Annotated in this window: 22 protein-coding genes; 13 read left to right on the top strand and 9 right to left on the bottom strand. The window is 70.3% G+C overall.

The genetic code is table 11. The features are described 5' to 3' along the window. Window positions 1-85: 85 nt before the first annotated feature. The 5 genes from IE97_RS0126625 to IE97_RS0126645 all read right to left on the bottom strand — a co-directional run bounded on the left by IE97_RS0126625 (window position 86) and on the right by IE97_RS0126645 (window position 7685). Complete coding sequence (locus IE97_RS0126625; protein WP_030245562.1) at window positions 86-1516, bottom strand: FG-GAP-like repeat-containing protein; 1431 nt, start codon at window positions 1514-1516, stop codon at window positions 86-88. A 43-nt stretch (window positions 1517-1559) separates the two neighbouring features. Then, window positions 1560-2993: an FG-GAP-like repeat-containing protein gene (locus tag IE97_RS0126630; RefSeq protein ID WP_030245564.1), complete on the bottom strand. Its 1434-nt coding sequence runs from the start codon at window positions 2991-2993 to the stop codon at window positions 1560-1562. 100 nt (window positions 2994-3093) lie between these two features. After that, a complete protein-coding gene (locus IE97_RS0126635) occupies window positions 3094-4515 on the bottom strand; it encodes an FG-GAP-like repeat-containing protein (RefSeq protein WP_030245567.1) in 1422 nt (473 codons plus the stop codon). A gap of 59 nt (window positions 4516-4574) precedes the next feature. Further along, window positions 4575-5981 (bottom strand): FG-GAP-like repeat-containing protein, encoded by a 1407-nt coding sequence (locus IE97_RS0126640; protein ID WP_030245569.1) that lies wholly within the window; start codon window positions 5979-5981, stop codon window positions 4575-4577. 174 nt (window positions 5982-6155) lie between these two features. Next, window positions 6156-7685, bottom strand: a complete 1530-nt coding sequence (locus IE97_RS0126645) for a VCBS repeat-containing protein (protein ID WP_078603393.1) — start codon at window positions 7683-7685, stop codon at window positions 6156-6158. 368 nt (window positions 7686-8053) lie between these two features. Here IE97_RS0126645 and IE97_RS0126650 point away from each other — a divergent pair, with 368 nt between their 5' ends. The 6 genes from IE97_RS0126650 to IE97_RS40790 all read left to right on the top strand — a co-directional run bounded on the left by IE97_RS0126650 (window position 8054) and on the right by IE97_RS40790 (window position 12803). Then, on the top strand, window positions 8054-8965 hold the full coding sequence (locus IE97_RS0126650; RefSeq protein WP_030245573.1) for a MerR family transcriptional regulator: 912 nt from the start codon (window positions 8054-8056) through the stop codon (window positions 8963-8965). Between the two features lie 241 nt (window positions 8966-9206). Continuing rightward, complete coding sequence (locus tag IE97_RS0126655; protein WP_078603394.1) at window positions 9207-10220, top strand: CPBP family intramembrane glutamic endopeptidase; 1014 nt, start codon at window positions 9207-9209, stop codon at window positions 10218-10220. A 155-nt stretch (window positions 10221-10375) separates the two neighbouring features. After that, the gene (locus IE97_RS0126660) at window positions 10376-11152 is read left to right on the top strand and encodes an MBL fold metallo-hydrolase (RefSeq protein WP_051705125.1); all 777 of its coding nucleotides are present in this window, start codon (window positions 10376-10378) and stop codon (window positions 11150-11152) included. A 222-nt stretch (window positions 11153-11374) separates the two neighbouring features. After that, the gene (locus tag IE97_RS0126665) at window positions 11375-11692 is read left to right on the top strand and encodes a hypothetical protein (RefSeq protein ID WP_030245587.1); all 318 of its coding nucleotides are present in this window, start codon (window positions 11375-11377) and stop codon (window positions 11690-11692) included. A 271-nt stretch (window positions 11693-11963) separates the two neighbouring features. After that, entirely contained in the window at window positions 11964-12269 is a 306-nt protein-coding gene (locus tag IE97_RS0126670) for a hypothetical protein (protein WP_030955306.1), read from the top strand. A gap of 369 nt (window positions 12270-12638) precedes the next feature. After that, complete coding sequence (locus tag IE97_RS40790) at window positions 12639-12803, top strand: TetR family transcriptional regulator C-terminal domain-containing protein (RefSeq protein ID WP_267881810.1); 165 nt, start codon at window positions 12639-12641, stop codon at window positions 12801-12803. Between the two features lie 102 nt (window positions 12804-12905). Here IE97_RS40790 and IE97_RS0126680 read toward each other — a convergent pair whose 3' ends face one another. After that, window positions 12906-15221: a (Fe-S)-binding protein gene (locus IE97_RS0126680; RefSeq protein ID WP_030245591.1), complete on the bottom strand. Its 2316-nt coding sequence runs from the start codon at window positions 15219-15221 to the stop codon at window positions 12906-12908. A 241-nt stretch (window positions 15222-15462) separates the two neighbouring features. Here IE97_RS0126680 and IE97_RS0126685 point away from each other — a divergent pair, with 241 nt between their 5' ends. From IE97_RS0126685 to IE97_RS0126710, 6 genes are all read left to right on the top strand, one after another. Further along, entirely contained in the window at window positions 15463-16494 is a 1032-nt protein-coding gene (locus tag IE97_RS0126685) for an MraY family glycosyltransferase (protein ID WP_030245594.1), read from the top strand. 94 nt (window positions 16495-16588) lie between these two features. Then, entirely contained in the window at window positions 16589-18442 is a 1854-nt protein-coding gene (gene dnaK / locus IE97_RS0126690; protein ID WP_030245595.1) for a molecular chaperone DnaK, read from the top strand. Beyond that, a complete protein-coding gene (gene grpE / locus IE97_RS0126695; protein ID WP_030245596.1) occupies window positions 18439-19095 on the top strand; it encodes a nucleotide exchange factor GrpE in 657 nt (218 codons plus the stop codon). Before dnaK ends, grpE begins: the two co-directional genes overlap by 4 nt. Window positions 19096-19131: 36 nt before the next feature. Continuing rightward, window positions 19132-20310 (top strand): molecular chaperone DnaJ, encoded by a 1179-nt coding sequence (dnaJ, locus tag IE97_RS0126700; protein ID WP_030245597.1) that lies wholly within the window; start codon window positions 19132-19134, stop codon window positions 20308-20310. Window positions 20311-20315: 5 nt separating this feature from the next. Then, window positions 20316-20768: a heat shock protein transcriptional repressor HspR gene (locus tag IE97_RS0126705; RefSeq protein ID WP_030245598.1), complete on the top strand. Its 453-nt coding sequence runs from the start codon at window positions 20316-20318 to the stop codon at window positions 20766-20768. Window positions 20769-21073: 305 nt separating this feature from the next. Next, entirely contained in the window at window positions 21074-22159 is a 1086-nt protein-coding gene (locus tag IE97_RS0126710) for a sugar ABC transporter substrate-binding protein (RefSeq protein ID WP_199807133.1), read from the top strand. A 15-nt stretch (window positions 22160-22174) separates the two neighbouring features. Here IE97_RS0126710 and IE97_RS0126715 read toward each other — a convergent pair whose 3' ends face one another. After that, window positions 22175-23515: a DUF418 domain-containing protein gene (locus IE97_RS0126715; RefSeq protein ID WP_063752214.1), complete on the bottom strand. Its 1341-nt coding sequence runs from the start codon at window positions 23513-23515 to the stop codon at window positions 22175-22177. Between the two features lie 159 nt (window positions 23516-23674). Between IE97_RS0126715 and IE97_RS0126720 the strand changes: the two genes are divergently transcribed. Then, complete coding sequence (locus IE97_RS0126720; RefSeq protein ID WP_030245605.1) at window positions 23675-24703, top strand: helix-turn-helix transcriptional regulator; 1029 nt, start codon at window positions 23675-23677, stop codon at window positions 24701-24703. Window positions 24704-24751: 48 nt separating this feature from the next. On the opposite strand, the gene IE97_RS0126725 is transcribed toward IE97_RS0126720, so the two are convergent. Together IE97_RS0126725 and IE97_RS0126730 are read right to left on the bottom strand one after the other, a co-directional pair. After that, on the bottom strand, window positions 24752-25297 hold the full coding sequence (locus IE97_RS0126725) for a nitroreductase family protein (RefSeq protein ID WP_037844812.1): 546 nt from the start codon (window positions 25295-25297) through the stop codon (window positions 24752-24754). Between the two features lie 171 nt (window positions 25298-25468). Continuing rightward, window positions 25469-26053 (bottom strand): O-methyltransferase, encoded by a 585-nt coding sequence (locus IE97_RS0126730; RefSeq protein WP_030245608.1) that lies wholly within the window; start codon window positions 26051-26053, stop codon window positions 25469-25471. Window positions 26054-26076 lie beyond the last annotated feature (23 nt).

Here is a 26076-nt window from a genome sequence, read left to right on the forward strand (position 1 = left end):
AGGCCCCTTGAGTCCCCGTGAGGGGTCAGGGTTCGGGTCGGGGTCCGGCCGTACGGGCACCGCCCGGGCCCCCTGGTGGAGTCGGCTAGAGCATGTCCTGGCCCAGCCGCAGGTAGCCGGTCGTCGACAGGCCGAGCGAGCCGGGGCCGAAGCTGATCGCGTTGCTCGTGGTGATGCCGGAGGCCGAGCCGCGCAGGCTGTAGATCGCGCCGGACGGGTGGTTCTCGCCGTCGGCGCCGACGGACAGGTCGGCCTTGCCGTCGCGGTTGAGGTCGGACAGGCGGACGGACGCGCCGAAGCGGTCGGCGGACTCGGCGGTGCCGGGCACGCCGGCCGTGTTCTGGGTGAACGACTGGGCGCCGGTGCCGGTCATGCCGGCGGCCGACCCGCGCAGGACGGTGACGCTGCCCGCGATCTTGGCGGTGCCGATGGTCTCGTGGAGCACGCCGACGGCCACTTCCGCGTAGCCGTCGCCGTCGACGTCGGCGACCGAGAGGTCGTTGCCGAACGCGTCCGTGTCCTCGTCCGCGCCGGGGACGCCCGGGGTGTCCTGGTTGATCCTCGCCTGGGGCTGGGTGCGGACACCGTTCGCGCCGCCGAGGTAGGAGATGACCGAGCCGCCCAGGCTCCTGCCGCTGCCGCCGGGCTCCGCCGTGACCACGTCGTCGTAGCCGTCGCCGTTGAGGTCGCCGACGGCGGCGAGCTCCCAGGCGTCGCTCCTGAGGAACGTCTGGAAGGTGAGGCCGGAGGTGGAGCCCAGGTAGATCATGTTGCCGGCGTCGTAGGTGGCCGCGTCGCTGCCCGTCGCCACCAGGTCGTCGATGCCGTCGCCGTTGACGTCTCCGGCGTCGAGGTGCCGGGCGCCGCTCAGGCCGGGGCCGGTCTGCAGGCCGGTGGCGAGTTCGGTGTGGGACGCCGCGCCGGAGGCCTTCGTGAAGTCCTGGTGGATCCAGATGTCACTGCCGTCGCTGCCGACGGCGAGGTCGGGGCGGCCGTCCCCGCTGAAGTCGGCGACCGTGAGGGCGACGCCGTACTCGTCGTGGGCCGACACCGCCGGGTCGGACACGCCCCGGCCGCCGGACAGGCCGCTCTTGCCGCCCCAGACGACCGTGACGGAGCCGCCGTCGGCGTCGGAGCCGACGTCCTCGCCGACGCTGCCGATCACGAGGTCGGCGTAGCCGTCGGCGTTCAGGTCGCCGGAGGCGAGGGCCTTGCCGAACCGGTCGCCCTCCTCGGCGGCGCCGGGGATGCCGGCCGTGTCCTGGGTGAGGACGGTGCGGCGGGCGGCGCTGATGCCGTTCGCGGAGCCGTAGGTGACGACGACGGCGCCCGCGTCGGTCTTGCCGCCGACCGGGGCGTAGGGCGCGGAGAAGGCGAGGTCGCGGTAGCCGTCGCCGTTGAAGTCGTCGGCGTGCTTGGCGGGGGCGGCGGAAGCCGGGGTCGCCAGCGTGAGCGGGGTGAGGCCGGCGGTCAGCAGGGCGGCGGCGGTGAGGGTGGCCGCGGTGTGCCTGCGCATGGGTGTTCCTCCTGGTGAGGGAGTTGTGGGGTGGGTGCGGGGGTCAGCCGGCGAGTACGTCACCGAAGTACGCGTCGCCCGTCGGGCCGCCCACGGTCGCGGCGCCGAAGGACTTGGAGCCGGTGGCGGTGACTCCGGACGCGGTGGACTTCAGCAGCCAGACGGCGCCGTCACCGGTGTTCTCGGCGGAGGCGCTCGCCACCAGCTCCGCGCGGCCGTCGCCGCTCGCGTCGGTGAGCTGGACGGCGTAGCCGAAGGAGTCGTACGCCTCGGCGGCGCCCGGGACGCCCGCGGTGTCCTGGGAGAAGGACTTGGCGCCGCTGCCGGTCACGCCGGAGGCCGAGCCGCGCAGCACCGTGACCGTGCCCGCCTGCTTCAGCGAGCCGATGGCCTCGTACGGGGCGCCGACCGCGATGTCGGTGTAGCCGTCGCCGTTGGTGTCGCCGGCCGACAGGCTCCAGCCGAAGCGGTCGTTCTTCTCGGCGGCGCCGGGCACGCCCGTGGTGTCCTGGGTGATGCGGACGGGGGTGCGGGTGCTCAGGCCGCCGGCGGCGCCGTAGGTCACCGTGATCGCGCCGCCGGAGCCGCCGTTCGGCTCGTCCGTCGACTTCTCCATGAAGTTGCCGGTGACGATGTCGCCGAAGCCGTCCTTGTTCACGTCCGCGATGACGGCCGCGTAGCCTCCGGCGAGCTTGCCGCCCGCCGCCAGGCCGGTCGCGGTGCCCTTGTACAGCACGCTGCGGGTGCGGTAGCCGTCGCCGGCCTCCTCCTGGCCCATGACCAGCAGGTCCGTCCTGCCGTCGCCGGTCACGTCGCCCGCGACGAGGTTGTCGGAGTTGATGCCGGTCTGTTCGAAGGTGTCGATGCCGATGAGTTCGGTGGCCTTGCCGGTGCGCGAGACCGGGCCCTTGAAGACGTTCAGCTCGGGGTAGGCGATGTTGGCGGCGGCCAGGTCGGTGTCGCCGTCGCCGTCGAAGTCACCGGTGGCGACGGACCAGCCCAGCTCGTTCCGGTTCTCGGGGAGCGGCGCGGACAGGTCGGTCGCGGTCTTCAGGCCGCTCGCGCCGCCCCAGACGACGGTCAGGACACCGGAGTCGCCGGTGGAGCCGATCTGCTCGGCGTGCACGCCCACGATCAGGTCCGTGTAGCCGTCGTCGTCCAGGTCGCCGGTGGTCAGACGGTCGCCGAAGTAGTCCTGCGTCTCCGGGACGCCCGGGACGCCCTCGGTGGCCTGGCTGATGATCTGGCGCTTGGAGCTGTCGAGGCCGTTCGCGGTGCCGTAGACGACGGCGACGTAGCCGGCCCCGGTCTTGCCGCCGATCTTGCCGAGCGGGGCGGCGATCGCGAGGTCGCGATGGCCGTCGCCGTTGAAGTCGCCGGAGAGGCCGGAGGGCGCGGCGGTGGCCGCCGTCGTGGGCAGGGCGGTGAGCAGGCCGGTGGTCAGGGCCGTCGCCAGGAGGAGGGTGCGCTTGCGCATGGAAGTCCCCGTGCTCGTCGGTTTCGTCGGTTTGTGGGTTTCGTCGGTCTTGCTGGTCTTGCTGGTCTCGTTTTTTCGCTTTTTTCGTTGCTGGTGGCGGTCAGGAGTTGAGTGCCGTGCCGTAGCCCGGCGCGCCGGCCGTCGAGACGCCCGTCGTGCCAGGGCCGAAGCTCGTCGAGCCGGACGTCGTCGGGCCGGTGGCCGTGGAGCGCAGGGACCAGACCGCGCCGTCGCCGGAGTTCTCGCCCGGCGCGGAGACGGACAGGTCGGCGCGGCGGTCGCCGGTGTGGTCGGTGAGGGTGACGCGCTCGCCGAAGCGGTCGCCGCTCTCCGAGGCGCCGGGGACACCCGCCGTGTTCTGGGTGTACGACGTCGCGCCCTTCGTGGTCAGGCCGGACGCGGAGCCGTACAGCACGGTGACGGCACCGGCGGCGGAGTTCTCGCCGGGGGCGCCGATCGCGAGGTCGGCGTAGCCGTCGCCGTTGATGTCGCCGAGTGAGACGCCGCCGCCGAAGCGGTCGCCCTTCTCGGAGGCGCCGGGCACCCCGGCGGTGTCCTGGGTGAGGACGAGCGGGGCGCGGTTCGTGTCCCGGCCGTCGGGTCCGCCGTAGACGACGGTGACCTTGCCGCCGAGGGCGCCCGCCGGGTCGGCGGAGGTCTCGCGGTCGTTGCCGACGGCGATGTCGGCATAGCCGTCCTTGTCGATGTCGGCCACGGACGAGACGTATCCGGCGGGCAGGTCCTGGAGCCAGTCGGTGTAGTTGCCGATCTGCAGGTCGGCCAGGGCGGTGGTGGCGTCGTCGGTGCCGTTGGCGCGGCCGTGCAGGACCACCCGGGGGTGGCCGTCGCCGGTGACGTCGCCGGAGGAGAGGTGGGTGACGCCGTGCGGGCTGGACCACGGGGAGTGGCGGGAGCCCGAACCGCCGTTGTGCGCGCCGGTCTTGGTGATCGGCCCGGACACGAGGGAGAGGACGGTGGGGCCGCTGGAGCCGACCGCCACGTCCGTGACGCCGTCGTTGTCGAAGTCGCCGGCGGCCAGGGACTTGCCGTAGCGGTCGTAGTCGCTGCTGAAGAAGCTGAACAGCGAACGGGCGCCGGACAGGCCGGTCGTGGAACCCCAGACGATGGTGACGGTGCCGTCGTTGGTGTCGCTGCCGTCCTCGCCGGGCGTGCCGATCAGCAGGTCGGCGTAGCCGTCGGTGTTCAGGTCGGCGGAGGCGAGGGCGGAGCCGAAGGCGTCGTCGGCCTCCGCGGCGCCGGGCATCCCGGCGGTGTCCTGGGTGAGGAGCGTGCGGGTCGATGTCTTCGGTCCGCTGGTGCTGCCGTAGACGACGGACACGGCGCCCGCCTTCGCCTTCCCGGCGACCGTGGCGCCCGGCGCGCCGATCGCGAGGTCTTTACGGCCGTCGCCGTTGAAGTCGTACGGGGCGGCCGCGGGCGCCGCCTGGGCGGTGGGCGCGGTGAGGGCGAGGGGGAGCGAGGTGAGGGCCGCGACGAGGAGGGCGGCGCTGCGCAGACGCATGGGTGTCCTTGCGGAGAGGGAAAGCTGACGGGGCGTCACTGGACGCGTCACTTGACGCGTCACTGGGCGATGGCCCAGGCGAAGTCGGCGCCGCCCTTCAGGGAGACGTCGCGGGCCGAGAGGAACGTGGAGCCCGAGGTGGTCAGGCCGGAGGCGGTGCCGCGCAGGACGGTGACCGCGCCGTAGCCGTTTTCGTAACCGGCGCCGCTGACCAGGTCGGCCTTGCCGTTCTTGTCGAGGTCGACCAGGCGCACGGTCATGCCGAAGGCGTCCATCGTCTCGCTCGCGCCGGGGACGCCCTCGGTGTCCTGCGTGTACGACTTGGAGCCCTTGCCGCTCAGTCCGGAGGCCGATCCGAACAGGATGGTGACGGACCCGGCGTCCTCCACCGTGCCGACGTCCTCGGCCCAGGCGCCGACCGCGATGTCGGCGTAGCCGTCGCCGTTGACGTCACCGGCGCCGATCGCGGAGCCGAACAGGTCGCCGTGTTCGCCGGCGCCGGGGACGCCCTCGGTGTCCTGGTGGATCACGGTCGGCTTCTGCGCAGGGTCGGGGCCGGTCGGGCCGCCGTACCAGACGGTGATCTGGCCGCCCTTGTGGCCGCCGGGCTTCTCGGGCCGCGGGTCCTGGTAGTCGCCGAGGACGAGGTCGCCGTAGCCGTCGCCGTTGACGTCGGCGATCGTGCCCTCCTCGCCGTCGGCGTCCGGCAGGTAGGTGCGGGCGTACTTGGTGCCGGTCCAGCCGTGGTAGCTGATCTCGCCGCCCTCGTCACCGGTGACGAGGAAGGGGTAGACGCGCTCGGCGTCGCCGTCCCGGTTGAGATCGCCCGCGAACACCTCGTACGTCGAACCGAAGGTGCTGAGGCTGGTGTGGCTCGCGGGGCCGCTCGTGCGGGTGAAGGGGCCCTTGTAGAGGCGGGTGCGGCTCTGGCCGGTGATCGTCACGTCCGTCGCGCCGTCCCCGTCGAAGTCGCCGGTCGCGACGCCGGAGGAGAAGCCGCCCCACTCGGACAGGTCGGACGGCTGGGGCAGCCCCTTGCCGCCGGACAGGCCGGACTTGGAGCCCCAGATGACGGTGGCCGAGCCGATGCCGTCCCGGTCGCCGATGTCCTCGTACTGGGCGCCCACGACCAGGTCGGAGTAGCCGTCGCGGTCCAGGTCCCCGGCGGCGAGGCTGTAGCCGAAGCGGTCGCCCTCCTCGGCGGTGCCCGGGACACCGGTGGAGTTCTGTGTGATCACGGTCTTCCTGGCCGCCGAGACGCCGGACGACGAGCCGTACAGCACGACGACGGCGCCGGCGCCCTGCACCGAGCCGACGTCGGCACTGAACGCGCCGATCGCGACGTCCCGGTATCCGTCGCCGTTGAAGTCGCCGGTGAGGCCGGAGGGTGCGGCGGTGGCCGGGGTGGTGGCGGTGAGGAGGCCGGTGGTGAGGGTGGCGGCCAGGAGGAGGATGCGCTTGCGCAAGGCGGGGCTCCGGGTGGGGAAGGGGCCGGACCGGCGGGGTCCGGCCCCGAAGGGGTGGGGTTCGGACCCGCGGGGTCCGGCCCTGAAGAGCTGGGGCCGGATCTGCGGGGCCCGGCCCCGACGGGATCCTGGGTGGTTCGGTCGGCGATGTTCGTGCCGAAGGGACGCGGCGGCTCAGTCGCCGAAGTTCGCGCCGAAGTTCGGGTAACCCGTCGTCGGGACGCCGGAGGCGCTGGGGGAGACGGTGCGCGAACCCGTGGCAGTGATCTTCGTGCCGCTGGACGGCAGGTAGAGGACCGCGCCGTTGCCGTCGTTCTCGTACGACCCGGCCAGCAGGTCGGCGCGGCCGTCGCCGGTGACGTCGTCGAGCTTCACATCCGTGCCGAGGAAGTCGCCCTTCTCGTCCGCGCCGGGTACGCCCGGGGTGCTCTGCGCGAAGGACTGGGCCCCGGAGGAGGTGTTGATGCCGGAGGCCGACCCGTACAGCACGACGAGCTGGCCGGCGTCGGCGACCGAGCCGAGGTCCTCGCCCGCGACACCGACCACCAGGTCCTGGAAGCCGTCGCCGTTGACGTCGCCCAGGTCCAGCTCGTAACCGAAGTAGTCGTTCTTCTCCGAACTGCCGGGAACGTTGCCGGTGTTCTGGGTGATGCCGGTGGTGGAGCCGACACCGTCCGGGGCGCCGTAGGTGACCCACACCTTGCCGCCGTCGGAGGCCCCGGGGAAGGCCACCCCGTCGTCGGCCCTGTTCCAGTGCATGCCGGTGACGATGTCGCCGTAGCCGTCACCGTTGACGTCGCCGATGCCGGTGATGACCCCGGCCTTCAGCTGCCGGGCGCCGGTGGCGCACAGGCCGGAACTGGTGCCGGGGAGCAGGTAGTTGGCGTTCCAGTACTGGCCGGTGGCGGTCTCGAAGCCGTCGACGACCAGGTCGGTGCGGCGGTCGCCGTTGACGTCGCCCGCGGTGAGGTTGAGCGGCCCGGAACCGTCACCTGACGCCTGCACCGGTGCCTTGACGCTGTAGCGGCCCTTGACCGCCGTGCCCGAGGCGCTGATGCCGCCCTTGAGGACGTACACGACGTTGGAGGTGTTGCCGACGGCCAGGTCGGCCTTGCCGTCGCCGTCGAAGTCGCCGGCGGCGAGGTTCCTGCCCCACCGGTCGTGCTTGGTGGGGGCCGCGTCGGCGATCGAGACGCCCTTGCCGGTGATGCCCGTGGCCGAGCCCCACAGGACCGCGACACCGCCGCCGTCCTTGTCGCTGCCGACGTCCTCCATCGGGGAGGAGACGGCGAGGTCGTCGTAGCCGTCGCCGTTGAAGTCGGCGTAGGCGCTGTCGGCGCCGAACACGTCACCGGCCTCGGCCGTGCCCGGGTTGCCGACGGTGTTCTGGCTGATCGTGGACCGCTTCGCGGAGGACACACCGGTCTGCGCGCCGTACAGGACGACGAGCTGCCCCGCGTCCTTCTTGCCGCTCACGTACGCGCCGGAGGCGGAGAACGCCACGTCGCCGATGCCGTCGCCGTTGAAGTCGGCCTTCGGGGTGTGCGTCGAGTCCGCGGCCGTCGCCGAACCGGCCGTGGCCGTGAGCAGCGTGCCCGTCAGCGCGGCCGCGGCGGCGGTCGCCAGGGCGAGCCGCAGGCCGGGGCGCCGGAAGGGGCGAGCGCTTGCGTGCGGGCGCCCGGAGAGGCGCTCGTGCTGGTGCATGCGGGGTCTCCTGCAGCATGCGGGGGATGCCTGGCAGACATCCACAGTCGATGGAGGGCCGGACCGTCGGTACTTCGCCGGGAGTTGCCCGGGCGTTCACGGTGTCGGCGATCAGGAGACCTGTGTGGGGGCGTAAGGGTTGTACGTGAGTTCGGTTATTTGTTGAGGCGTGGTCGTGGTGTCTGGTGCGTGGCGCGTGCAGGGGATCACTCACGGCACCGGCCGGTACCGCACGCTCAACGCCGTACGAGCCCGAGTAGCCAAGCCCCTGCAGGAACACAAACTTGTCATCGGTGTGGTAGGGCAGCACGAACAGGGCCCACACGGCGCTTGAGTCTCCAGCGGCTGGAAGGTCCAGGATCTCGCCCATGGACGACGAACGCTCCGACACGCTCACCATCGGTCAGCTCGCGCACCGCACCGGTCTGCCGGTGCGTACCCTGCGCTTCTGGTCGGACGAGGGGGCGGTGCCGCCTGTGGCCCGCTCCGCGAGCGGCTACCGGCTGTACGACGCCGAGTCCGTGGCCCGTGTCGAACTGGTCCGCACCCTGCGGGAGCTGGGCCTCGGTCTCGACGACGTGTGTCGGGTCCTGAGCGGACGTGCCACGGTCGCCGAGGTCGCCGACGCGCACGTGGCCGCGCTCGACGCGCGGATCCGCTCGCTCAAGGTGAGCCGGGCCGTCCTGTCCACCGTGGCGAAACGGGGTTCGACCGCCGAGGAGACAGCACTGATGAACCGGTTGGCGCGGCTTTCCGCCGCCGAACGCAAGCAGGTCATCGACGAGTTCAAGGAGGAGGTGTTCGGCGGTCTCCACGTCGACCCGCGCCTGCGCGACCGCCTACGCACCCTCAGCATCGAACTGCCCGACGATCCCACACCCGATCAGGTCGACGCCTGGATCGAACTGGCCGAACTGGTGCGGGACCCCGGCTTTCGCATGCGGTTGCGCGCATGGCTGGAGCTCAACACGCCTGTGGCGGGGCGGGATCGTCCGCCCGGGGCGTCCATCTGGTGGGCCAGGCAGGTTGTGCAGACCGTCGCGGAGGTCAGGGAACGCGGGGTGGCTCCCGTCGGGTCGGCAGCGGCCGAGGTGCTGTCCGAGTTGTTCGGGGACACCGATCGGGCCGCCGTACTGCGCAGCCTGGAGGCCGGCATCGAGGCAGGGGCGGAGCGCTACCGCAGGCTCGTCGCCCGTGCGCGCGGCCAGGCGTCGTCGCCCGACGCGACCGAGGAGCTGGAGTGGCTGGCCCGGGCCCTGCGCGCCGCGGAGCCGGCCTGACGGGCCGCGCCCACCCGCAAATGTGGCCGCACAGCATCCTGTGTTCCGCTCGGATCACGGATGTCCGTACATGCGCCATTCTCGACGGTGTTGAGCCACCGATTGTCCGGAACGGAGCACCCAGGGCATTCGGTCGGGTCGCTTCTGGAAAGCTGCGACCATGACAACCCCGTTAATCCCGTCCCCTCCGAGACCGGAGAGACCGGAGAGACCGGAGGGCAACGGCCTCCCCTACCACCGTATGGGCCACTGCACAGGCCGTCACCGCTGGTGGCGTCCTCTGGTCGGTACGGTGCTGTTGCTCGGTGCCTTGCTGGTGCTCGTAGTCCTGCTGTTCCTCTTCTGGTACGTCCTCGGTGCGGTCACCGGAGCCGACGAACTGCCCGACGGAGGACCGGACCTGGGCCCGCTCCCCAATACGGTCCTGGAGCTGATGTCCATCGCGGTCGCCCTCCCCCTCGTCCTTCTGGCCGTGTTGTGGCCGGGCCGACGGCCCGTCGGCACACTGACGTCGGTCACCGGCCGGATGCGTTGGCGGTGGCTGGGCTGGTGTCTGCTCGCCGCACTGCTCTCCACGTCACTGCTGACGGCGACCGCTTTCCTCCTGCCCGGCGACGACACCGGCCCGGAGGAGTCCGACGTTTGGGTCGGCTGGGGTTCGTTCCTCACCTCCGTGGTCGTGCTGACCGCCTTCGTCCCGCTGCAGGCCGCGGCCGAGGAGTACGTCTTCCGGGGCTGGCTGACACAGGCCGTGGGCGCCTTCGTCCGCTCCCCGTGGTTCGCCCTGCTTCCGCAGGCGCCCCTGTTCGCCGCCGCCCACGGCTGGGGCACCGGCTGGGGCTTCGCCAGCCTGCTGCTCTTCGGCCTGGTGGCCGGCTGGCTGACCATCCGCACCGGCGGCCTGGAGGCGGCCATCGCCCTCCACGTCCTGAACAACCTGCTGGCCTTCGGTGCCGCCGCCGCGTTCGTCGACGGCCTCTCCTCCGACGAGACCGCGGCCGACTCCCCGTGGCAACTCGCCCTCGCTGACATGGCGTCCGTCCTGCTCTACGCGGCGGTCGTCATGTGGCTCACCCGCCGCCACCACCCACAACGCGTCTCCCCGCCACTGCCGCCGCCACCGCCGCCGGCTCCGCCCGTCCCGTGGCCCGCGCCGTATCCGCAACCACAGGGCACAGTGCCGCCGCTGGGCATCCCCCGCCCACCCGACGTCGAGGCACCACGTCTGCAGGACCGGGGCGAGGCCACTCCATAGGAGCTCCGGGCCGGTGTCAGGGCATAGTCAAGGGACGCTTTCGCGGCACCGGCCCAGCCCCACAAAGCCGCCGGCACCGACTTCTCGAGCACGTCCGCTCCCCTGCCCAAAAATGCCTGCTCACGACAACGGCATGGCGGCTACTGTTCCTTGGCATGCAACTGACCGTTCTCGGCGGCTGCGGAGCGTGGCCCACCGCGGTCCAGGCGTGCAGCGGCTACCTCGTCGAGTACGCGGGCTTCCGCCTGCTCATCGACCCCGGGTACGCCACGCTGCCACGCCTGCTCGACCACAGCGCCGTCGATGCCATTGACGCTGTGCTGATCAGCCACGGGCACCCCGACCACTGCGCTGACCTCAACCCTCTCCTGCGGGCCCGGGGCCTGAGTGACACGCCACCACCGGCACTCCCGGTATACGCACCCCACGGCGCCGCCGATGCCGTTCTCGCGCTCGACAAACCGAGCATGCTCGCCGGGGCGTACCACCTTCGCGAGTTCCAGCCGGGCGACCGGTTCGACATCGGCCCGTTCAGAACCGACACCTGGCTCCTGCCGCACTTCGTGCCCAACGCCGGCATCCGACTGACTACACCGGAAGCCGTGCTCGCCTACACCGGCGACACGGGGCCGAGCCCCGACATCCTGCGCCTCGCTCGAAGTGCCGACCTGCTGTTGTCGGAAGCCACATACATCCACGAGGTACCGACCGCCGACGCACCGTATCTGCTGACCGCGCGCCTGGCCGGTCAGTACGCCGGCCAGGCAGGCGCTGCCGGCCTCATGCTCACCCACCTATGGCCGGGATCAGATCCGAAAGCCGCACACGAAACGGCCGCGGAAGCCTTCCCGCACCCCATATACGTCGCCTCTCCCGGACTCGTCATCAATCTCCCCGGTGGAAGCGGTCATGCGGCGCATCGCGCCCCATGACGCGGACGGCTGACCGAAGCCCTGCGGGACATCCTCCGCGTGGCGGAAAGCCGGGACGGAGGCCCGACGAGAGCGCTCGTCGCCGTGACAAGCGCCACCGCTGACCAGCCGCCCGAGAACGGTGCGTCTGAGTACCTGTGCTCATGTGCGGTGCCCGCCAGGACACCATGCTGACTGCATGCGCTTATCGGATCGCCACCTGAAGACGGGACGGCAACGGGCATGAGACAGGCGAAAGGTCCTTCGACCGGTCAGGAGATCGGGGCCGCCGTGGCGCTACTCGTCATCGACTTCCTGGTCATCGCCTGGATGGTGTACGGCTATGGGATGGCGGGTTGGGCCGACAGCTACGAAAGCGACGGTGTCAGTCCGTCGAGTGCGTCGGAGGCGGCGTCGAAGGCATCGTGGATTCTGGGATGCGGCGCGGTACTCACCGGCGGTGGCCTCCTCGCCCTGGGATGGCGTATCCCTGGCGTCGTGCAGCTGGTTGTCCTGGGGGGCGGGGCTGTTCAGTTCGCCTCCAGTGCTGCCGGCGGATAGTGCGCGCCTGCCGAGCCGGCCACAGGCCGTCCCGTATCAGACCCGGCCTCCACGAGACGCCATGGCTTCTGCATCGGTCGATTTCGACCAAGTGGTGCGGTGTCCCGGTCATCGCGAAATCCAGGCCCGCAGCTTCCCTACTATCGCTGTCCCCTGCTGTCGCTTCAGGAAGGGGACTGAAATGCCCGGCCATGGACCTCAAAGGGCGGGGCGGCGTCTCTCCACGCCCGGGAAGGCAGCGCGGCCTCGCCCGGGCCGGGGCGAGGACAAGGTGCTGATGGTCTTCTTGTCCTTCCTGGAAAGGCTGCCCAAGCCGTACCGCAGAATTCCGCAACCGTGGCACTTCATCGCCAAACTGGTGACGGTTGCTGTGTTCGCCTACGTCTTCTGGAACGTCATCACCGCTGTCGTCAGTGCGATTCTGTCGCTTCTCCTCGTGCTGGCCTTCGGCGGCTTCACGCTGGCGGTGCTCGTCGGCACGATCAAGTACTCCATGAGTGATGAGGGCCGACGCGAGGAAGAACGTTGGTACGAGGAGAACGACCCCCGCGGGAACGGCCCTCGCGGCGCTCTCTGAGGGCTGCCCCGTCATGGATCTCGGGTGTTTTTCGACTGCTCGGCGAGGGTGTGGTCGCGGGTGGGGATCAGGGTGCCGTGATCAGCACGGTGAGATCCCGACGCCGTGACCACACCAGTCACGCCAAGAGCTTGCCACGCAGCGGTGGTTGGCTTTTGGCCCGCTCACGGACGTCGGTGCGCCTGCCTCCTCGCATGGTGACGGCGCGCCGCTGTTCATCAGTAGGGCGGCACCTGCCAAGCCGATCAGGAGGGTTCCCCACTCAGGCACCTGGGCTGCCCGCAGAAGGCCGACGACACCGAAGCTTGTGTCCCACCCTGCCTCCGTGATGGCGGAGCCGAACCCCTGGATGGCCAGGACACCGAGGAAATCCCACAGCGCCTCGACCCCACCCGCGAGGCCCACACTCTCCTCGCTTTGGCTGATGGCCTCACGGTCCACGTCCTTGCAGGCCACCACTCTCCGGAGATGGCGCTGGCCATTCTCCAACGCCACATCGACCACCTGCTGCAAAGTGCATCCGGCCACGGATGACGCGCTCACCCCGACAGCGACGCCCCCTGCCCGATGACTCGGACAGGGGGCGTCGAAACAGTCGAAGCGGTCGAAGCAGTCGGAACGACCCGCGGCAACCGCCTACTTCACCGGCTCCGGCTCCGGCGCGCTCGCGGAGTCGGCGGTGCCGGCCGGCGGCTCGCCGCCGTCGTCGTCCTCGTCGTCCGCGGGGACCGGGGTCTTCACCGAGTCCAGCAGCAGCTGGGCCACGTCGACGACCTGGATCGACTCCTTGGCCTTGCCGTCGTTCTTCTTGCCGTTGACCGAGTCGGTCAGCATGACGAGGCAGAACGGGCAGGCGGTGGAGACGATGTCGGGGTTGACGGAGAGGGCCTCGTCGACGCGCTCGTTGTTGATGCGCTTGCCGATCCGCTCCTCCATCCACATCCGGGCACCACCGGCGCCGCAGCAGAAGCCGCGCTCCTTGTGGCGGTGCATCTCCTCGTTGCGGATGCCGGGGACGCTGGCGATGATCTCGCGCGGCGGCGTGTAGATCTTGTTGTGGCGGCCCAGGTAGCAGGGGTCGTGGTAGGTGATGATGCCCTCGACCGGCGTGACGGGGATCAGCTTGCCCTCGTCGACCAGGTGCTGCAGCAGCTGCGTGTGGTGGATGACCTCGTAGTCGCCGCCGAGCTGCGGGTACTCGTTGCCGAGGGTGTTGAGGCAGTGCGGGCAGGTGGCGACGATCTTCTTCGCCGACTTGGGCTTCGCCGACTCGGGGACGACCTTGCCCTCGTCGTCCATCTCCTCGCCGAACGCCATGTTCAGAGCCATGACGTTCTCCATGCCGAGCTCCTGGAACAGGGGCTCGTTGCCCAGGCGGCGGGCCGAGTCGCCGGTGCACTTCTCGTCGCCGCCCATGATGGCGAACTTGACGCCCGCGATGTGGAGGAGTTCCGCGAAGGCCTTGGTGGTCTTCTTCGCGCGGTCCTCCAGGGCGCCGGCGCAGCCGACCCAGTACAGGTACTCGACCTCGGACAGGTCCTCGATGTCCTTGCCGACGACCGGGACCTCGAAGTCGACCTCCTTGAGCCACTCCAGGCGCTGCTTCTTCGCCAGGCCCCAGGGGTTGCCCTTCTTCTCCAGGTTCTTGAGCATCGTGCCCGCCTCCGAGGGGAAGCTGGACTCGATCATCACCTGGTAGCGGCGCATGTCGACGATGTGGTCGACGTGCTCGATGTCGACGGGGCACTGCTCGACGCAGGCGCCGCAGGTGGTGCAGGACCACAGCACGTCCGGGTCGATGACGCCGTTCTCCTCCAGCGTGCCGACCAGGGGGCGCTCGGCCTCCGCCAGCGCGGACGCCGGGACGTCCTTGAGGGCCTCGGCGGACGCCTTCTCCTCGCCCTCCATGTCCTTGCCGCCGCCGGCCAGCAGGTACGGCGCCTTGGCGTGCGCGTGGTCGCGCAGGGACATGATCAGCAGCTTGGGGGAGAGGGGCTTGCCCGTGTTCCACGCGGGGCACTGCGACTGGCAGCGGCCGCACTCGGTGCAGGTGGAGAAGTCCAGCAGGCCCTTCCAGGAGAACTGCTCGACCTGGGAGACGCCGAAGACGTCGTCGTCGCCCGGGTCGGTGAAGTCGATCGGCTTGCCGCCCGACGTCATGGGCTGCAGCGCGCCCAGCGCCGTCCCGCCCGTCGCCTCGCGCTTGAACCAGATGTTCGGGAACGCCAGGAAGCGGTGCCAGGCCACACCCATGTTGGTGTTCAGGCTGACCGTGATCATCCAGATCATGGTCGTGCCCAGCTTGATCATCGCGAAGAAGTAGACCAGGTTCTGCAGCGCCGCCACGCTCAGGCCCTTGAAGGCCAGGACCAGCGGGTACGAGGCGAAGTACGCGGCCTCGTAGTGGTCCACGTGGTGCAGTGCGCCTTCCAGGCCGCGCAGCACGTAGATGGCCAGGCCGATGGTGAGGATGACGTACTCGACGAAGTACGCCTGGCCCATCTTCGAGCCGGCGAAGCGGGACTTGCGGCCCGGGCGCGAGGGCAGGTTGAGCAGGCGGATGACCATCAGGGTGGCGATGCCGAGGGTCGTCATCGCGGCGATGAACTCGATGTAGAGCTCGTAGGGGAGGAAGCCGCCGAGCACCGGCAGCGTCCAGTCGGCCTGGAACAGCTGGCCGTACGCGGTGATGATCGTCGGCGGCAGCGTCAGGAAGCCGATCGCGACGAACCAGTGGGCGATGCCGACGATGCCCCACCGGTTCATGCGCGTATGGCCGAGGAACTCCTTCACCAGGGTCACGCTGCGCTGGTAGGGGTTGTCGGTCCGGGTACCGGCGGGCACGGGCTGGCCCAGCTTGAAGTACCGGACGAACTGGCCGATCGCGCGTGCTAGCAGCGCAACGCCGACCACGGTCAGTACCAGCGACACGATGATCGCGGCGAGTTGCATGGGGGCTCCTCGGGCCTGCGAGGGTTTCGTCGGGGGTGACCTGTCGTTCTTGCGGTTCCCCGAAATTACTAAGCGGTAACTTATGCAGTCCGTCTGAGACTACCCCTATCTTCCGCCGCACTGTAGCCGGGTGGGGGGTGATCTGAATCGCTGAGGGTTGCCTCAGACGGACCGGAAAGACAGTCGCGATCCGGTCGTGTTATTCGTACCGAATTGTCATAGTCACGAATAACTTATATCCGTGCTCTACGGGATCGCCGCCGCCGCAACCGCCCTCCTCCTCACCGCCCTGCTCGCGGCCCTCCTGCGGACCCCCGCCCGCCGGCTGCGTCTGCTCGACCGCCGGCGGCAGCGGGAGGTGCCGCTGTCGGGGGGTGTGGCCGTCGTGCTCGTCACCGGGCTGGTCGTGGGGGCGGGAAGCCGGGCCGGCGTCGCGCCACCCCTGGAGGACGGGGTCCGGGACCTGCTTGTGGCGGGGGGTGTGGTCGCCCTGCTGGGGCTCGTCGACGACGTGTGGCGGCTGCGGCGGTGGGTGCCGGCCGTCGGTACGGCGGTGGCGGCGGCGTGTGTCGTGCCGTACGGGGAGACGGGGGTGGGGGGCGGGCTGCTCGCCGTCGGGTGGGTCGTGTGGGTGACCCTCGGCTTCCGGGGGCTCGATCACGCCGACGGGCTCGCGGGGGGTGTGGGGATGGTGACCGCCTTCGGTGTCGGGGCCTGTGCGGCCATTGAGGTGATGGAGGGGATCGCGGTGCTGATGAGCGTGCTGGCCGCCGCGCTGACCGGGTTCCTCATGCACAACTGGCATCCCGCGCGGACCGCGCTCGGGGCGTGCGGCTCGATGTCCGCCGGGTTCGTGCTGGCCGCGGGGGCCGTGTACGCGCGGGCCGGACAGGGGCTCGGGGAGAGCGCGGGGGTGCTGTTCGCACTGACCGCCGTGGTGGGCGCCGACGTCGTACTGGTCCTGGTGGCACGGCGGTTGGACGGGCGGCCCGTCCTGCGCGGCGGGCCGGACCATCTCGCGCACCGGCTGCGGCGGCTCGGGCTGACGGTGCCCGGGGCGATCCTGCTGCTGGGGGCCGGGGCGTCGGCCGGTGCGTTCGTCGGGGTACTCGCGCACGCCGGCTGGGTCGGGACCGATGCCCTGTGGTGGGTGGCGGGTGTGGCGCTCGCCGTCGTACTCGCCTTGTCACGCGTCCGTGTGTACGGCTCCCGGGGCCCCCGTCGTTCTGTATCACCGCAGGTCAGCGCGCCATTGCGTGTAAGGAGCGGATAAGAGTTGAGCCCGGTCGACTCAGCTCTGTTGACCGGTCGGGAGCCGTCGTGCACACTTGAGTCCGTTCCACTCAAGTCAGCTGGAGGAATCAACCATGGCACGTGCGGTCGGCATCGACCTGGGCACGACTAACTCCGTCGTCAGCGTTCTGGAGGGCGGCGAGCCCACCGTCATCACCAACGCCGAGGGCGCCAGGACCACGCCGTCCGTCGTCGCCTTCGCCAAGAACGGTGAGGTGCTCGTCGGAGAGGTGGCCAAGCGCCAGGCGGTCACGAACGTGGACCGGACCATCCGCTCCGTCAAGCGTCACATGGGCACCGACTGGAAGATCGAGCTCGACGGGAAGCCCTTCAACCCGCAGCAGATCAGCGCCTTCGTGCTCCAGAAGCTGAAGCGGGACGCCGAGGCCTACCTGGGCGAGAAGGTGACCGACGCGGTCATCACCGTCCCGGCGTACTTCAACGACTCCGAGCGCCAGGCCACGAAGGAGGCCGGCGAGATCGCCGGTCTGAACGTGCTGCGCATCGTCAACGAGCCGACCGCCGCCGCCCTGGCGTACGGCCTCGACAAGGACGACCAGACCATCCTGGTCTTCGACCTCGGTGGCGGTACGTTCGACGTCTCGCTGCTGGAGATCGGCGACGGTGTCGTCGAGGTGAAGGCCACCAACGGTGACAACCACCTCGGTGGTGACGACTGGGACCAGCGCATCGTCGACTACCTGGTCCAGCAGTTCCAGTCCGGCCACGGCGTGGACCTGGGCAAGGACAAGATGGCCCTGCAGCGTCTGCGCGAGGCCGCCGAGAAGGCGAAGATCGAGCTGTCCTCGTCCACCGAGACGTCGATCAACCTGCCCTACATCACCGCCTCCGCCGAGGGCCCCCTGCACCTCGACGAGAAGCTCACCCGCGCCCAGTTCCAGCAGCTGACCGCGGACCTCCTGGAGCGCTGCAAGACGCCGTTCCACAACGTCATCAAGGACGCCGGCATCTCCATCAGCGAGATCGACCACGTCGTCCTGGTCGGTGGCTCCACCCGTATGCCCGCCGTCGCCGAGCTCGTCAAGGAGCTGACCGGCGGCAAGGACGCCAACAAGGGCGTCAACCCGGACGAGGTCGTCGCCATCGGCGCCGCCCTGCAGGCCGGTGTCCTCAAGGGCGAGGTCAAGGACGTCCTGCTCCTCGACGTCACCCCGCTGTCCCTCGGTATCGAGACCAAGGGCGGCATCATGACCAAGCTCATCGAGCGGAACACGACGATCCCGACCAAGCGGTCCGAGATCTTCACCACCGCCGAGGACAACCAGCCGTCCGTGCAGATCCAGGTCTACCAGGGCGAGCGCGAGATCGCGGCGTACAACAAGAAGCTCGGGATGTTCGAGCTGACCGGTCTGCCGCCGGCGCCCCGCGGCGTCCCGCAGATCGAGGTGTCCTTCGACATCGACGCCAACGGCATCATGCACGTGACCGCCAAGGACCTGGGCACGGGCAAGGAGCAGAAGATGACCGTCACCGGCGGCTCCTCGCTGCCGAAGGACGAGGTCGACCGCATGCGCCAGGAGGCCGAGCAGTACGCGGAGGAGGACCACAAGCGCCGCGAGGCCGCCGAGTCCCGCAACCAGGGCGAGCAGCTCGTCTACCAGACCGAGAAGTTCCTCAAGGACAACGAGGACAAGGTCCCGGGCGAGATCAAGACCGAGGTCGAGGAAGCCGTGGGCGAGCTGAAGGAGAAGCTCAAGGGCGAGGACACGGCCGAGATCCGCACCGCCACGGAGAAGGTCGCGGCCGTCTCGCAGAAGCTGGGCCAGGCCATGTACGCCGACGCGAACGCCGCGCAGGCCGACGGTGCCGCCGCCGGAGCCGGTGCGGGCGCCGGTGACGCCAAGGCCGACGACGACGTCGTCGACGCCGAGATCGTCGACGAGGACCGGAAGGACGGTGCCGCGTGACGGAGGAGACCCCGGGCTTCGACGAGCAGCAGCCCGACGTCCCTTCCGGCGCCACCTCCGATGACGCCGAGCCGAAGGCCGCCTCCCCCTCCGCGGAGGAGGGGGCGGCCCCGGCCGGGGACACGGGCCAGGACGCGGCTCTGGTGGCCCAGCTGGACCAGGCCCGCACGGCGCTGGGCGAGCGCACGGCGGACCTCCAGCGCCTCCAGGCCGAGTTCCAGAACTACCGCCGCCGGGTCGAGCGCGACCGGATAGCGGTCAAGGAGATCGCCATCGCGAACCTCCTGACCGAGCTCCTGCCCGTGCTCGACGACATCGGCCGCGCGCGGGAACACGGCGAACTGGTGGGCGGCTTCAAGTCCGTCGCCGAGTCGCTGGAGAGCACCGCGGCGAAGATGGGCCTGCAGCAGTTCGGCAAGGAGGGCGAGTCCTTCGACCCGACGATCCACGAAGCCCTGATGCACAGTTACGCGCCGGACGTCACCGAGACGACGTGCGTGGCGATTCTGCAGCCCGGGTACCGGATCGGCGAGCGCACCATCCGCCCCGCGCGGGTGGCCGTGGCCGAACCCCAGCCGGGGGCCCAGACGGTCAAGGCGGACGAGACCGCCGACGCCGACGACAAGGAGAGCGGTGGCCCGGACGAGGGCTGACGGCATAGCGGACGAAGGGAAGGAGGGGCGTCGGGGATGAGCACCAAGGACTTCATCGAGAAGGACTACTACAAGGTCCTCGGCGTCCCCAAGGACGCCACCGAGGCCGAGATCAAGAAGGCGTACCGGAAACTCGCCCGCGAGTACCACCCGGACGCCAACAAGGGAAACGTCAAGGCGGAGGAGCGCTTCAAGGAGATCTCCGAGGCCAACGACATCCTCGGCGACCCCAAGAAGCGCAAGGAGTACGACGAGGCACGCGCGCTCTTCGGCAACGGCGGCTTCCGCCCGGGGCCCGGCGCCGGCGGCGGCTCCTTCAACTTCGACCTGGGCGACCTCTTCGGAGGCGCCCAGGGCGGCCAGGGAGCCGGCGGCTTCGGCGGCGGACTCGGTGACGTCTTCGGGGGCCTGTTCAACCGTGGCGGCGCGGGCCCGGGCACGCGCACGCAGCCGCGGCGCGGCCAGGACATCGAGTCCGAGGTCACGCTCAGCTTCACGGAGGCGATCGAGGGCGCGACCGTCCCGCTGCGGATGTCCTCGCAGTCGCCCTGCAAGGCCTGTTCCGGCACCGGCGACAAGAACGGCACACCGCGTGTGTGCCCGACCTGCGTCGGCACCGGTCAGGTCGCCCGGGGCAGCGGCGGTGGCTTCTCCCTCACCGACCCCTGCCCGGACTGCAAGGGCCGCGGCCTGATCGCGGAGAACGCCTGCGAGGTGTGCAAGGGCAGTGGCCGGGCCAAGTCCTCGCGGACCATGCAGGTGCGCATCCCCGCCGGCGTCAGCGACGGCCAGCGGATCCGGCTGCGCGGCAAGGGAGCGCCGGGCGAGCGCGGCGGACCGGCGGGCGACCTGTACGTCGTCGTGCACGTCGACGCGCACCCGGTGTTCGGCCGCAAGGACGACAACCTCACCGTCACCGTGCCGGTGACGTTCGCCGAGGCGGCCCTCGGCGGCGAGGTGCGGGTGCCGACGCTGGGCGGCCCGCCCGTCACGCTGAAGCTCCCGCCGGGCACGCCCAACGGGCGCACCATGCGCGCCCGGGGCAAGGGCGCGGTCCGCAAGGACGGCACCCGCGGGGATCTTCTGGTCACCGTCGAGGTGAGTGTTCCGAAGGACCTGACGGGGAAGGCTCGTGACGCACTCGAGGCGTATCGCGAGGCGACCGCGGGTGAGGATCCGCGGGCGGATCTGTTCCAGGCCGCGAAGGGAGCATGAGTCAGATGGACGGTCGTCGACGCAACCCGTATGAACTGACCGAGGAAACCCCGGTCTACGTCATCTCGGTGGCGGCCCAGCTGTCCGGCCTGCACCCTCAGACCCTGCGCCAGTACGACCGCCTGGGCCTGGTGTCCCCCGACCGCACCGCCGGCCGGGGCCGCCGCTACTCGGCCCGTGACATCCAACTGCTGCGCACCGTCCAGCAGTTGTCACAGGACGAGGGCATCAACCTGGCGGGCATCAAGCGCATCATCGAACTGGAGAACCAGGTCGCCGCGCTCCAGGCCCGGGTGGCCGAGCTGGAGGACGCGCTCGACGGCGCGGCGGCGGCCATGCGCCAGCGCGAGGCGGCGGTGCACGCGTCGTACCGCCGGGACTTGGTGCCCTACCAGGAGGTGCAGCAGACCAGCGCGCTGGTGGTGTGGCGGCCGAAGCGGCAGCAGCAGACGGACTGACGCGCGCGCCTTCGTGAAAGCACGCGAAAGGGGCCGGGAGGCAACTCCCGGCCCCTTTCGTATGTGTTGACCCGATTTCGCAGTGTCTTCTGTCGATGACTGACCGGTGCAGAGCGCTTGGAGGCGATTCCGTATTGCCTTCACAACTGCTTCGGAGCGTAGTGTTGTCATCTCGTTAAGTGCTTCCGCTTGACGCTGGGGTGCCGGTCCGCGTTGGCTTTTCTGTCACATGGGCCACAAAGTGTGCCCACGTCCGAATCACACGCGAAGTGAGCTCCCGCATGCGTCGTCGTATCGCCATATCCATGGCTGCCGCCACTGTGTCCGTCACGCTCGCCGGTTGCGGCGCGCTCAACGCGACCGGGAGCAGTGACGACGCGAGCCCGACCAAGGGCAACGACATCACGGTGGGTCTGCTGCTCCCCGAGAAGGCGAACACCCGGTACGAGAACTTCGACTACCCGATCATCAAGCAGAAGGTCGAGTCCCTCACCGGCAACAAGGGCCGCGTCGAGTACGCCAACGCCGACGCGAGCGCCGAGGCGCAGGCGGGCCAGATGCAGCAGATGATCAACGACCGGGTCGACGTGATCCTGCTGGACGCGGTCGACTCGCGGGCCATCGCGAGCAGCGTGGAGAAGGCCAAGGAGGCGGGCATCCCGGTCATCGCCTACGACCGGCTGGCCGAGGGCCCGATCGACGCCTACGTCTCCTTCGACAACGAACTGGTCGGCGAGGTGCAGGGGCGCACGCTGCTGGAGGCCATCGGTGAGGACGTGAGCCTCTCCGACAAGATCGTCATGATGAACGGCTCGTCGACGGACCCGAACGCCAAGCAGTTCAAGGCCGGGGCCATGTCCGAGCTGAACGGCCAGGTGACGATCGCGCAGTCCTTCGACACCAAGGACTGGAAGCCGGAGAACGCCGAGGCCAACATGGCCGAGGCGATCGCGAAGATCGGCAAGGGCGACATCGCCGCCGTCTACTCCGCCAACGACGGCATGGCGGGCGGCATCGTCAAGGCGCTGAAGGACGCGGGCATGACCAAGCTGCCGCCGATCACCGGCCAGGACGCGGAGCTGCCCGCGGTGCAGCGGATCATCTCCGGCGAGCAGTACATGAGCGTCTACAAGTCGTACCCGCAGGAGGCGGAGAGCGCCGCGGAGATGGCCGTGGCCAAGGTCCAGGGCCGCGACATCCAGTTCGCCGCCCTGGCCCGCGAGAAGGTCGACAGCCCGACCCACAAGGGCATTCCCGCACAGCTCGTGCCGGTGGTCGCCCTGACGCGGGAGAACATCAAGGACACGGTGGTCGCGGACGACATCTACAAGCTGTCGGACATCTGCACGGCCGAGTACCGGGCGGACTGCGACGCGATCGGCCTCACCTAGGGCCTGTCGTTTAAATCATGCCGGCGTCGCGGGGCGTGGCACGCACTCCCCCAAGCTCTTCGAGCAGGGGGGACCCCCAGCCGCGTTGTCGTCGGTTGTCAACGCTCCGCGTTGCCGCCCTCCTCCGCCTTGCATCTGCACGCACCACGCCCCGCTCGGGTCGGCCGGGCGTCCGGCCAGGGTGATGGCGCGGAGCAGCCATTCGGCGGGCCCGTGCCGGAAGCGCCGGGTCCACGCCGTGCTGAGGGCGAGCTGGAGCGCGTATACCGCGCAGGCGAGCAACAGCACGGCGGCCGCTCCCACTCGTCCGTAGAGGGAGAGGCCGTACGCCGTGGCCACGAACATCATGATCAGGGACTGCCCCAGGTAGTTCGTGAGCGCCAGGCGGCCCGCCGGGACGAACAGCCGCTGGACGCGGTCGCCCCACGGCGAGTGCAGGAGGAGCAGCAGCAGGCAGGCGTACGCGGCCGACAGGGCCGGTGCGGTCGACATGCCCACGCCGATTCCCAGCACCTGCCACCGGTCGTCCAGCGGCCCCTGGGCCGCCGAGGCGAAGAACACGGCCCCCGGGACCCCAATGGCCAGTCCGAGAGCCGTGATCCGGAGCAGCCGGGCGCGGTCCGTCCCGCCGGGGGCGAGCAGGCGCCGCTTGCCCGCGGCCAGACCGAGGAAGAACGCGGCGAGCACACCCGGAGCCATGAGCAGGATGGCGAGGAACGCGAGGGGCAGCCGGTCCAGGTTCTCCCGCACGACCGAGCCGGCGCTGCCGCGGTAGGCGGCCACGACCCGGGCGATCTCCTGCGGGGGGACGGGATCCTCGTCGTCCACCGCCGTCGCCAGCGCCCCCATCCCGGTGAGGACGACAGCGAAGACCCCGTAGATCCAGGCGGCCGCCTTCACGGCGGTGGCCGGTCCGATCCGCCGCGCGCACAACAGCACCAGCCCGAGCACGCCGTAGGTCAGCAGGATGTCGCCGCTGTACAGCACGACGGCGTGCACCAGGCCGAGCAGCACCAGGCCGAGGGAGCGGCGCAGGAAGCGCCCGGTGACGCCGGTCCCGTCCCGCTCGGCGGAGACCGTCTGCAGGGTGAAGCTGTAGCCGAACAGGAACGAGAACAAGAGGTAGAACTTGAAGGTCGCCAGTGCGGACACCAGCCACACGGCGACCTGGTCCCAGGGGGCCGCGCCGGGGTCCCGGAGCCCTTCCGACTCGTAAGGGCTCATGATCTGCGCGCTGTTGACCACCAGGATGCCCAGCAGGGCGAAGCCCCGTAGTGCGTCGACGGCGGGCAGCCGCCGGAGGCCCGCCGGTCCCGGTAAGTCGTCCGCGGCCGTCCGGACGGGTCTCGTGTCCACTCCTCCATTGTCCGGCAACTGGCCAGTGGGAGCGAGCCGATGGGGGGACCGACCCGTTCGAAAGGGCACCGGTGTGTGGGGGAGCCGTGTTGCGGTGCAGGTCCCACCCGCGCATAGTTGCGCTGCGGAAGGTCGGCGGAACCGAGGGTGGGACGGGCGATGGCCGGGCACGGGGCGGAGGGGCATCCACACGGTGCTGACCGGCTGTGCGAGGCCGGGGATCGCGTGTACTCCCGGGCCGTACGGCGGGGCCGTGTGCCGCGCCAGGACGCCGGGCCGGTGCCCTGCCTGCTGGAACTCGCCCTGCTGCACCCGGACCCCGACGACATGGACTGGCTGGTGCCGACCTCCCCGCAGGAGGTCATGACCCGGCTGCTGCGCGGGATGTACGACGAGGTCAGCGCGAGCCAGCGGCGGGTGGGCTCGGCCGTGGCGGCCGTCGAGTGGTACGCCGGGCTGGGCCGCCAGGTGCAGCCGGCCCTGTCGGCGAGCGAGGGCCCGGCGATCCGCGTCCTGGACGGACTCGCCCGGATCCAGGCCGCGATGGACGAGGCGACGCAGGCGTGCACGACCGAGGTGCTCACGGTCCAGCCCGGCGGTATTCGGCGCGAGGCGGAGCTCTCCGAGGGGTTGCACCGGGCGCTGGCGCTGCGCGGCCGGGGCGTGCGGATGCGGGACCTGTACACGCATGTCGCCCGGCACGGGCAGGGGTTGCTGAACTACCTGGAGCTGATGGGCGACGCGGTGGAGGCGCGCACGCTGGACGAGGTGATCGACCGGCTGATCCTGTTCGACCGGACAGTGGCCTTCATCCCCGCCAACACCGACCGCACGATGGCGCTGGAGCTGCGGCACCCCGCGATCGTCGAGTACCTCGTCACGGTCTTCGAGCGACTGTGGCGCCTCGCCATCCCGCTGACCGCGCCGCTCCCGGACACCGGCATCGAGGGCATCTCCCATCGCGAGCAGTCGATCGCGGCCCTGCTGGCGGAGGGCCATCAGGACGCGGTGATCGCGGAACGGCTGGGGATCAGCGTGCGGACGTGCCGGGCGCACATCGCCCGGCTGTCGGAGACGCTGGGGGCGGCCAGCCGTACCCAGTTGGGGGTGCGGATCGCCCAGGCGGGGCTGGACGGCCCGTCCCGCCCCACCGTGTCCAGCGGCGTTCCTGGTCCGGACTCCCGCTGAGGTCGGCGGAGGGCCGGGGGTGGTTCGCCTCCGGCCGCGCGGCCCCGTTCATCTGCGCAGGAAGTGCATACGGTCGGTGACGTCCTCCAGGCTCCGGCGGACCGGTTCCGCCGGGACGGCGGGCGTGCCTATGTCCAGGGAACCCAGGAGCTGTTCGTCCGGCTCGACGCCCAACAGGCTCCGGCTGCCGGGGCTCTGGCACAGCCGGCCCGTACGCCAGATGCTGCCGAAGCCGCGGGCGTGCAGTAACAGCATCAAGCCGTAGGCGACGTTGCTCGCCGAAGCGAGCTGCTCCCATTCGGGAACCCGGGGCTTCGCCTTCGGGGAGAAGACCAGCACCGCCTTCAGGGGTGCTCGCATGAACTTCTTCATGACAAGGTCCCGTTCCTCGGGCTCCGCCTCGGCGGCGAGGCGGGCGCCGACCGCCTCCAGGTCCGCGTTCCTCAGCAGGATCCAGCGCCATGGGCGCAGTCTGCCGTGGTCGGGAGCCGCGGCCGCTCCCTTCAGCAGGTAGGCGAACTCCTGGTCCGAAGGAGCCGGGCCGGAGAGCGAGTGGATGCTACGACGCGTCAGGATGGCCGTGGTGACGTCCAAGGCAGGTACTCCTCCGTGCAGAGGCGAACGAAAGACGGGGCGGTGCAGCCGATGTGCGGCCGATGCCGTGGAGAGCGCGGCTCGGTGGGGAGGGGAGGGTGGGAGCGGCTTCGCCGTCATGGACGAACGGGCACCCGAGGGTCTTCGGGGCCGCGGGTTGGCGGGGACCGGTCACGAGTCCTTGAGGAGCACCAACTCGCCCTTGCCGATGGGCAGCAGTACCGCGGTGAAGTCGTCCGACGCCTCGACCAGTCGGTTGAAGGCCTCCAACTGGTGTGAGTGGGAGACGGCGTTGTCGACCACGAGCAGGCAGCCGTCCTTGAGGATCCGCCGCAACGAGTCCCACCAGCCGACATACTCCCCGCGGTCACTGTCCAGGAAGACGAAGTCGTACTCGCCGGCCGCGCGCGAGGCGATGAAACGGCCTGCGTCGTCGTTGATCTGCCGGATCCGGGATTGGAGTCCGGCACGCCGGAAGTTCCGCTCGGCCATCTTCACCTTGTCGTCGGCCTGCTCGACCGTCGTGACCGAGCCTTCCGGGCCCACGGCGTCGGCGAGCCACAAGGTCGAGTAGCCGTTGGACGTACCGATCTCCAGAATGTTCCGCGCCTTGCAGGCCTTGACGAGCAGCGCGAGAAACGTACCGGTGTCGGGCGTGATGTTCAGCATCTTCCGGCCTCGGTCGTCCGTGGACGAGTCATTGGCCTCGCCGAAGTCCTCCAACTCGCGCAGCAACTCGGCGAGGGCCGGTTCCATGATGGGTCCTTTCGTCAATGCGT

It is taken from the genome of Streptomyces sp. NRRL S-455, from assembly GCF_000717875.1.
Lineage (GTDB): Bacteria > Actinomycetota > Actinomycetes > Streptomycetales > Streptomycetaceae > Streptomyces.